The organism is Candidatus Caldatribacterium sp. (assembly GCA_014359405.1).
GTDB classification, from domain to species: domain Bacteria; phylum Atribacterota; class Atribacteria; order Atribacterales; family Caldatribacteriaceae; genus Caldatribacterium; species Caldatribacterium oleiphilum.
Genome location: JACIZN010000080.1, coordinates 1 through 8,664, shown reverse-complemented (window position 1 = coordinate 8,664; position 8,664 = coordinate 1). Strand labels below are relative to the sequence as shown.

The window sequence follows — 8,664 nt, the reverse complement described above, 5'->3', positions numbered from 1 at the left end:
TCATGATTTTTGCTCCCTCTTCAAGAATCTGAGCCCGGTAGAAGGCTTCCTTGAGCGTTGCTCCTACGGTAATGGCCCCGTGGTTTGCAAGGACTACGGCTTCAGCATGCTGCACAGCTTTCCGAACCGCCTGGGCAAGCTCTTCCGTGCAGGGGAGAATGTAGGGAAGGGTTACCACTTTGTGGATGAGAGCCACGAAATCCGGAAACATCGGTTGAATCTCTCCACCACCGCTTGCCACACCAATGACAAAGGGAGGGTGCACATGGACCACGGCCTGCACGTCACTTCGGGCAAGGTAAATCGCCCGGTGCATGGCCACCTCTGAAGAGGGCCGTCCCTCACCTTCCACTTTACCTGTCTCAATGTCCACCGCAACGTACCCTTCAGGAGGAACCTCGTCAAAGGAGAGACCACTCGGAGAAATGAGCATCTTCTTCCCCCATCGGGCGCTGATATTTCCCCCAGGACCAACGGCAAGACCGACCTCAAGAATTCGCCGACCAAAGAAAGCAAGATCCTCGCGGAGTTTACGCTCGTCCATAGCTACCCCTTCTTCCTCGTGTTTCTTCTATTATATCAGAGTTTCGATACGCCGTTCTCGGCGAAACCTTCCTGCACGAGACTTAGGAACTCTCGAGCAAGGAAGGGGTCAAAAATCCGACCGCTCTCTCGTCTGATGTAGGCAAGGGCCTCAGGGCGGGGCCGCTCAAGGAAAGCCAAACAAAGGGCCACGATGCGGGAGAGAAGGGGGATCTCTTCACCTCGAAGCCCCCCTGGGAGCCCCTCCCCATTCCACCATTCTTCGTGTGAAAGAATGGCCTCCGAAAGGGGGCAAGGAGGGGAATGTTGCTCGCAATGAAGTAGCCGGACTCCGTGTGACGGCGAAGGAAAACCTCCCGGGGAAGTCCCGGCCATTCACCCCTCTCCACAAGAGGCACCACACCCACATCGTGGAAGCGGGCAAGAAGGGCAAGGGATTCACGCTCCTTTTGGGGAAGCCGGATTCGCTCTGCAAAACGAAGGGTAAGCCTTTCAATCTCCTCAAGGAAACGCTTCCCTTTAATACGCTCAAGGGCTCTTTCCAGAGCCGCAAGGACCCCCTGGTAGAAATCTTCCCGTTCGGCAAGTTTCACCCTGTACATGTGTTCCTCTGCCTCACGCACCACATCCTCGACGCTCTGCGAAAGACTTTTTCGGGTTGCCCATCCCAGAGCTACCCCTGCAGGAAGAAGAGTCCTTTCTCCCCCAAGCCTTTCCCTAATTCGTGCACAGATACCCTGGGCCACTTCCTCGTCCGCCTTGGGGAGAATCACCGCAAACTCATCCCCACCCCAGCGGGCCACGACATCCTCTTTTCGGCAGCTTGCCCGAAAGGCTTCAGCCACCACCTGGAGCAGGCGATCTCCTTCCGCATGGCCAAAGGCATCGTTCACAATCTTGAGCCCGTTGACATCCCCCACAATGATACTCAGGGGAACGGAACGGGCACTGCTCAAGCGATGCAGCTCTTCTTCAAAGTACGCCCGATTGTAGAGGCTGGTGAGTGCGTCTCGGAAACTCGCAAGGCGTATCGCCTCTTCCGCTTTCTTCCTCTCTGTAACGTCCCGAATGGTCACCACCGCTCCCCGGACAAGGGGGTGGGAAAGGAGCATCCGACCAATAGCTTCGACTGTACGCCACTCACCGCTTCGGTGCTTCAGGCGGAACTCTACCCGCCCAACCATTCCCTCGGCATTCCTCAAGAAGAGCTGTTGCACTCGACGCATGTCCTCGGGATGGAGAAGAGAAAGGGCGAGCATCCCCTGAACCTCCTCAGGAGTGTACCCGGTGACGTTCTCCACCGAAGAGGTGGCAAAGCGTACCCTTCCCTGTCCAAAACCACAACCCCATCGGAGCTGTACTCAAGGAGAATCCGGTAGTACATTTCGTTCCGCCGGACGTCCTCCCGGGCGAGAACCTCCTCAGTAACGTCCTCAAGGGTCCCTTCGTACACATCCTCTCCGATGACCCGGGCGCTCTCCCGCAGGAAACGAAGCGACCCATCCCGAACCCTCCAGGTACTGACCACATTCTGGATTTCCCCACGTTCTTTAAGGAACTGCTCAAAGGTCGCTAAAGAAAGGAATGCATCCTGACGGAAGGAGGAAAGGCCGAGTTCCTGGAGCTCCCGAAGCTCCGTATACCCGAGAATCTCAAGGACCTTAGGATTTGCCTGGAGGATTTCTCCCCCGAAGCGGGCTTGGTACACTCCAACCGGTACCTCTTCAAAGAGCCTTCGGAAGCGAGCCTCGCTCTCCACAAGCTCCTTTCTTTTCCTTTCCACTTCCTCAAGGAGCACATTGACCGCCTCCCCGACAAGAGCCACTTCGTCGTTACCTTTTGCTTCAAATCGGGCTGTGAAATCCCCTGCTTCCCGAACCCGCTTCAGGAAACTCGTAAGGCGTAGGACCCGTCGCACGGCAACGTGCTCAACAAGGAGAAAGAGGAAAAGAAAAATCGCCAAGCTCCCGGCCACATGCCCCCAGAGGAGAACCTTAGCCACTTCCTGTCCCCGGACCAGAAAACTTCGCCGGTACGGAAAGGTGAACGCAAAGCCATCTTCCCCAAGAGCATACGGAAAGGGAACGGCAACGATTGCCTGGAAAGGAGTGGTCTCGCGCACCACAAAACCTTTCTGGCGCTTTTCCGCAAAAGAGGCCCTGTCGACCATCTCAAGGGTTACCCTGTGGCCAAAAAGGTCAGAGAGGTGCCCAAGGAAAGGCTCGTCGACCTTGCGCGCCATGACGAGAAACCCCTGGGGTGGACCCGAAAGGTCGCTCGTGAGAACCCAGGAAAGGGCAAAGAACCATACTTCCTTTCCCACCGGGAGGAAACCGCTCCTTCGGTCAAGGAGGTACCCCGGAGAAAGGGAAGCGCCAACTTGCTGCACAAGGCGCACGAGCTCTTGAGGAAGAGGAAAGGGTCTCTGGGTATTGGGGTCCACACTCTTCCCGTAAAAGAGCGTTCCATCTTCCTTGAAGAATCCAAGGAAGTAAATCCCCAGGTTCGGGAAAACATCATCGGTGCAGTTCACATCCACATACTCCGGGTACTCCCCACCCAGGAACTCGTAGGTATCATCCCAGAACGCCCAGTCGGCAACGATGCGCTCGAGGTTTTTCCTCTCGCTCTCGATGATACGGGAAAGCTGGGTCACCTTCCCCGCAAGGTCCTCGTTCTCGAGTTTCAGGGAATCGCGCAGGAGAAGCCGGTTGGTTGCGAAAAAGGTAAGGAAAAAGGAACAGGGGGAAATGACGCCAATGACGCTTGCAACCTTGAAGCGAAGCGACACCTTTCTCCCCTCCTGAAAAAACCAAAAACCACTGCCTATGCTGTATTAAAAAGGACAGAAGAATTATAGATGACCAACGATTACAAGTAAACTAACAATACCAGAGGGCACTTGTTAAAAATCCCCTCTGACGTGTAAGCGTGGCAAAGCGACTTCCTCTTTCTGGAACACAAGGTTACTTTTTCCACTTCTCGCAACGGCTCCTCGACGTCACCGCAAACCCGATTGTTCCACCGCCTTCTTGGAAGAAGGGTAAGGTCATTGCGAACTCGTCGTTTCGTTTGTGAAGCAATCTCGTCTTTTTCTGGAAGTGCAAGGTTGCTTCGTCGCTTCGCTCCTTGTAATGTTCTGTGTTCCGAGTCAAGTCCCCTGAAGAGCGAGATTCCTTTTCTTCTCTAAGTAATGGGGATCATAGGGAACACCACTTCTCAGGATGGCAAAGATCTGTCGCAAGAGCTTATTGGCCGCTGCAATCAGGGCCACCTTCTTGGGTTTCCCTCGAGCAATGACCCCTTCGCGTTGCTATAAGATTCTTTGACCACTGCAAGCACAGCGAAGCGGTTTCGTATCTGTTCCAATCCCTCAAGGGGAAGGGTACAATAGGAGAGAAAATGGAAGGATTTGACTGGTACGGAAATGTTGCGCTTCCCCTCATCGTCTTTGCCTCTCGGGTAGGGGACGTGAGTCTTGGGACCATGCGCATCATCCTAACCGCCCGGGGCAGGAGAAACCTTGCCCCCTTTTTTGGGGTTCCTTGAGGTCCTCATCTGGATTGTCGTCGTGAGCCGGCTCGTCATCTATGCCCGCACCCCTCTGGCTTTCCTGGGATACGCTGCTGGGTTTGCTCTTGGAAAAAGAGTGGTTCGCCATAGGTTACGTCATTGTACGGGTTATCCTGCAGAAAAAGGGTGAGGAGCTCTTCAAGGCCCTGCAGAGAGAGGGCTTTGGAGTCACGACAAGACATTCGAATGGCGCACGCTGGGGTGTTCCCAAAGGACACCGCAAAGAAAAAGTAGGGGGGAACCGGTCAGTTCCCCCAGGAAGCGGACGAAGGAATGACGAGAACGTGAACGGAACGCTTCTTTGGCCCGTTGAATTCGTAGAAGTAAATCCGCTGGTCTTCTCCCAAAAGGAGCTTCCCCTGGTGGGCGATGAGGACTTCCGTTGGGGCGACGAAAGCCGCACCCGTTTCAGGTCGCTCGAAATCGTCCTTCTCGAGGACCTTTTTCAGAAGGTCATTGAGCGGCGGCTCAAATGATGAAGGTTTTCCCGCCTGGATATTCACCGCCGCATCCCCATGGGGGACGTAAACGAAAACGCCTGCTTCCTCGGCTTTTGCTTCCTGAACCACCTGGGCCACAAGATCGGTAATATCGATAACGTCTTCTTTAGCCCTGGTCTCTATAAGGAGCGTTTTGAGCACTGCGAATCCCCCCTTTCTATACTCTTTCTAATTCTACCACGCCTCAAAGAGCCCCAAAGCCGCGGTACAATTACCCCCAAAGGGGGTCGAGACCATGCTGAACTTTGAGTTCCACAATCCAACACGAGTCCTCTTTGGAAAAGGCACAACCGACCGGGTTGGGGAAGTATGCGCTGCCTTGGGAAAAAGGGTTCTCCTGGTGTATGGTGGAGGAAGCATCAAAAAGAACGGCCTCTACGATCGGGTCCTTGCAAGCCTCAAAAAGGAGAACCTCGAGGTTTTTGAGCTTTCCGGAATCAAACCGAACCCCACGCTTTCCAAAGTCAAAGAAGGCGTAGCCCTCTGCAAGCGCGAGGGAATCGAAGTGGTCCTTGCCGTTGGAGGAGGAAGCGTTCTCGATAGCGCCAAAATCATAGCTGCTGGAGCATGCTACGATGGAGACCCCTGGGATTTCTTTAGCGGTAAGGCTGAGGTTCCCGGGCGAATTCACCTTGTCACCGTTCTTACTCTGGCTGCAACCGGCTCTGAAATGAACCACAACGCCGTCATCACCAACGAGGAAACGAAAGAGAAACTCGGACTCAGCCACCCCCATCTTTTCCCCGATGTCTCCATCCTTGACCCTGAGAACACCTTCACCGTCCCTAAGGAGCACACAGTCTACGGCATCGTGGACATGATGGCCCATGTCTTTGAGCAGTACTTCCACAAAACTCCGGAAACCCCTCTCCAGGACCGCCTTGCCGAGGGCATCATGAAGACCATCATCGAGTACACCCCAAGGGTCCTTGCTAACCCTACTGACTACGATGCCCGGGCAACCATCATGTGGTGTGGAACCCTTGCCCTGAACCACCTCATTGAAGCGGGAGCGGAAGGAGACTGGTCAAGCCACGATATAGAGCATGAGCTCAGTGCCTTCTACGATATTCCCCACGGGGCAGGTCTTGCCACTGTTTTCCCTCAATGGATGGAGTACGTGCTCCCCATAATTCCCGGGAAGTTCGCCCAATTCGCCGAGCGGGTGTGGGAGATTCCCCGGAACGGCCGAAGCGATATTGAGCTCGGGAGGGCAGGAATTGCGAGAACACGGGAGTGGTTCAAGGAGATTGGGGCTCCTGTGACTCTTCGGGAAGTGGGGATTGATGAGCGCTACTTCGAGACTATGGCTGAAAGGGTGACACAACGCGGTCCCCTGGGCTCGGTGAAAGAGCTTACTAAAGAGGACGTCCTGAATATCCTCAGAATGTGCCTGTGAAAGAAAAAGTAAAAGGGGCAGGCAAAAACCTGCCCCTTCTTGCTTTACACCTCGAAAATAGCCACGACCTCGTGGAGTTCCTGGGCGAGTTTACTCAAGGTCTCAACGGCAGAGGAGATTTCCTCCAGAGATGCGCTCTGCTCCTCGGTGGAAGCGGAGACTTCTTCACTTGAGGCAGCGTTCTCTTCGGCGATGGCGGCAAGGGAAGAGACCTGTTCAGCAATGGTGGCAATGTTCTGGACGATTGCAGCCACTGCCTTTCCGATATCCTCCGAGGAAAGGGCAATCTCGTTCTGGACGCTCTCCATGTCCTTTCGGGTGCCCTCAAGGACATCCCGGGAGGCGGCAATGCGGGAGATGCTCTCCCGGACCCTTGCGATGGCCCCGATGATGTTCGCAAGACCCTGGACCACTTCCTGCACCTGGGACACTCCCTGGTTTACCTCAGAGGTCGTCCGCTCCACCCTCCGCACCGCCTCCTGGGTGTCCCTCTGGATTTCGGCGATGAGCTGAGCGATTTGCTGTGCTGCCTGGGCAGAGCCTTCGGCGAGTTTCCGAACCTCTTCGGCCACCACTGCAAAGCCACGACCTGCCTCTCCGGCTCGAGCAGCCTCTATCGCCGCATTGAGGGCAAGGAGGTTCGTTTGCTCGGCAATGCCGGTGATGACATCGACAATCCTTCCAATTTCCTGAGACCTTCCTTCGAGCTTTCCGATGCCCTCACCGACTTCCTTGGACATCTCTGCAATGCGCCTGATGCTCTCGACAAGGACATTGAGGCTCTTTTGACCCTTCTCGGCTTCCTCAGCTACGCTCTGGCCTTCTCTTACTGATTCCTCGATGTTTCTTGTCACCTCCGCAAGGGCACTGGCGTTTCGCTTCACTCGCTCTTTGAGGGTAACCCGGATGCGCTCGATGTTCTTCTCAGAGAGCTCCTCAATTCGTTTTGCCTCTTCGGCAATGGAGTGGACCCGCTCGTTGAGCCTCTGGAGCTTCTCTCCCTGGCGGTTTGCCCCATCGGCCACCTGGGCAATGGTTCTCGCAATCTCCTGGGTGGCTTTGGCGACTTCCTGGACTGAGGAGGTGAGCTCTTCGCTTGAGGCGGCAAGAGAAGAGGAATGACTAAGCACCCGCTCCACTATCCCCCGAAGGGCCCCCACCATGGTACTGAGGGAACGGGAGAGGAGGCCAACCTCATCGCTCCTTCGGTACTCTAGCACCGTAACCCGCAGATTCCCCTTGGCCACTGCCTCAAGAGTTTGGGCAACGGAGCGGATAGGCAAAGCCAGGGAAGAGGCAATCTGCAGGGAAAAGAACACTATCCCGGCGACAACCACTCCTGCAAGGATGAGCATAAAGCGAAGCATTACTGTCACCGGTTCCCGGAGCTCACTCAGGGGAGCGACTGAGGCCACACGCCAGTTTTTCAGGTTCTCTCCCGAGAAAAGCCCGCGGGGCTTGAGAGTATTGAAGAAGACGATGCGCCTCACACCCTTGAGGGTGTACTCAAGAATGCCCTCGGTATCCTTACTCAAGCCTTCGTCAGCCACGGCAGCTTCCTTATCGTACTCCCCAAAGCTCTTTCCCCGCAGGTCCTCCCAGGGATGCATGATGACTTTTCTACCCGTGGCGTCGTAAACGTAGACAAGCCCGGTTTTGAGGATTTTGACGCCTTCGGTCACCTCGGCATATAGCTTATTAAGGTCAAGACGCAAAGTCACCACACCCTGGAGATTTCCAGAGGCATCAAGAAGAGGAGCGCTGACATTGATGACCTGAGTTTTGAGGTCCTGAGAATAGCGCACATCGGAAACATGCGGTCTTTTCGTGGCGGAAACCACCTGGAACCAGTCCGTCTGGGACTTGTCCTCCCCGATTCCCAGACCCCCCGAGTCGGCAATTTGAACCCCTTGCCCGTTCACTAAAGAAGCAGAGACAAGGACAGGATCCCTCTCCACAGCATCTCTGAGAGCCTTCTCAATCTGGTCTTTGAAGAGGCCTCCTCCCAGGGTTTGAGCAAGCGCGACAGCTTCAGAAAGCACCCGATCGAGGGCTCTTGAGAGTGCTTCCCCGGCAAGGACGGTAAGGTTTCGAGCGTTCTCAACTTCCCTTGCGATGAGCGTTGCCTCAAAACGCGAAAGCCCAAAGTACACGGCAAGGAAAAAGGGCACCAGGGCAAAGAGGAGAAAGTAAGGCTAAGAGCTTCCCTCGAAGACTCATTGTGCGGAACAGCATATCCATCCCCCTTTCTATTTGCTCTTAACGATATATCGTCCTCTCCCAGGAAAACTTTAGCATTCCACTACCCCTCCTCCAAAAGCCACCGCAAGAGTTTTCTGAAAACCACCCTTTTTCCACCAACTTCCTTTTCCCCCTCATAATCAAGGGTCACGACTGTGAGCTTATCGCACCCCAGCTCTTCCGAAGCCTTCAAGAGGGCGGCAACTTCTCGTTCTTCGACCCTAAAGCCAGAAACCTCAGCACAAACCTGGATGAGCTCCTTCACACTTTCGCCTTCAGTTACTACAAAATCAACTTCCCTTTTCCTCGAATCCTGCCAGTAGAACACTTCCATGGATGGGCGTTTCGCTTTGCGGTGTCTGAGCTCCAGAAAAACAGTATTCTCCAGGCATTTCCCCAGATCCTTAC

General features: G+C 54.8%; 9 protein-coding genes. 3 read left to right on the top strand and 6 right to left on the bottom strand.

Annotation, left to right across the window (positions count from 1 at the left end):
- The 3 genes from H5U36_07145 to H5U36_07135 all read right to left on the bottom strand — a co-directional run.
- On the bottom strand, window positions 1-544 hold a 544-nt coding region (locus tag H5U36_07145; GenBank protein ID MBC7217899.1), incomplete at its 3' end, for a class II aldolase/adducin family protein.
- Window positions 545-626: 82 nt separating this feature from the next.
- Window positions 627-1,844 (bottom strand): diguanylate cyclase, encoded by a 1,218-nt coding sequence (locus tag H5U36_07140; protein ID MBC7217898.1) that lies wholly within the window; start codon window positions 1,842-1,844, stop codon window positions 627-629.
- The gene (locus tag H5U36_07135; GenBank protein MBC7217897.1) at window positions 1,742-3,334 is read right to left on the bottom strand and encodes a PAS domain S-box protein; all 1,593 of its coding nucleotides are present in this window, start codon (window positions 3,332-3,334) and stop codon (window positions 1,742-1,744) included. Before H5U36_07135 ends, H5U36_07140 begins: the two co-directional genes overlap by 103 nt.
- A 611-nt stretch (window positions 3,335-3,945) precedes the next feature.
- On the opposite strand from H5U36_07135, the gene H5U36_07130 reads away from it, so the two are divergent.
- Entirely contained in the window at window positions 3,946-4,092 is a 147-nt protein-coding gene (locus H5U36_07130) for a hypothetical protein (protein MBC7217896.1), read from the top strand.
- The gene (locus tag H5U36_07125; protein MBC7217895.1) at window positions 4,067-4,246 is read left to right on the top strand and encodes a hypothetical protein; all 180 of its coding nucleotides are present in this window, start codon (window positions 4,067-4,069) and stop codon (window positions 4,244-4,246) included. Before H5U36_07130 ends, H5U36_07125 begins: the two co-directional genes overlap by 26 nt.
- A gap of 115 nt (window positions 4,247-4,361) precedes the next feature.
- Here the strand turns inward: H5U36_07125 and H5U36_07120 are convergent, their stop codons facing one another.
- Window positions 4,362-4,757 (bottom strand): YjbQ family protein, encoded by a 396-nt coding sequence (locus H5U36_07120; GenBank protein ID MBC7217894.1) that lies wholly within the window; start codon window positions 4,755-4,757, stop codon window positions 4,362-4,364.
- Window positions 4,758-4,851: 94 nt separating this feature from the next.
- On the opposite strand from H5U36_07120, the gene H5U36_07115 reads away from it, so the two are divergent.
- Window positions 4,852-6,015, top strand: coding sequence for an iron-containing alcohol dehydrogenase (locus H5U36_07115; protein MBC7217893.1), 1,164 nt, complete (start codon window positions 4,852-4,854; stop codon window positions 6,013-6,015).
- A 44-nt stretch (window positions 6,016-6,059) separates the two neighbouring features.
- Here H5U36_07115 and H5U36_07110 read toward each other — a convergent pair whose 3' ends face one another.
- Both H5U36_07110 and H5U36_07105 read right to left on the bottom strand, forming a co-directional pair.
- Entirely contained in the window at window positions 6,060-8,168 is a 2,109-nt protein-coding gene (locus H5U36_07110; GenBank protein MBC7217892.1) for a HAMP domain-containing protein, read from the bottom strand.
- A 149-nt stretch (window positions 8,169-8,317) separates the two neighbouring features.
- Window positions 8,318-8,664, bottom strand: a 347-nt coding sequence (locus tag H5U36_07105) for an ATP-binding protein (protein ID MBC7217891.1), incomplete at its 5' end; no start/stop codon positions are given.

What these genes read in the sequence shown, in the direction of transcription:
- H5U36_07130 (MBC7217896.1), top strand. Translation starts at nt 3,946, where the DNA reads ATGGAAGGATTTGACTGGTACGGAAATGTTGCGCTTCCCCTCATCGTC.
- H5U36_07115 (MBC7217893.1), top strand. Translation starts at nt 4,852, where the DNA reads ATGCTGAACTTTGAGTTCCACAATCCAACACGAGTCCTCTTTGGAAAA.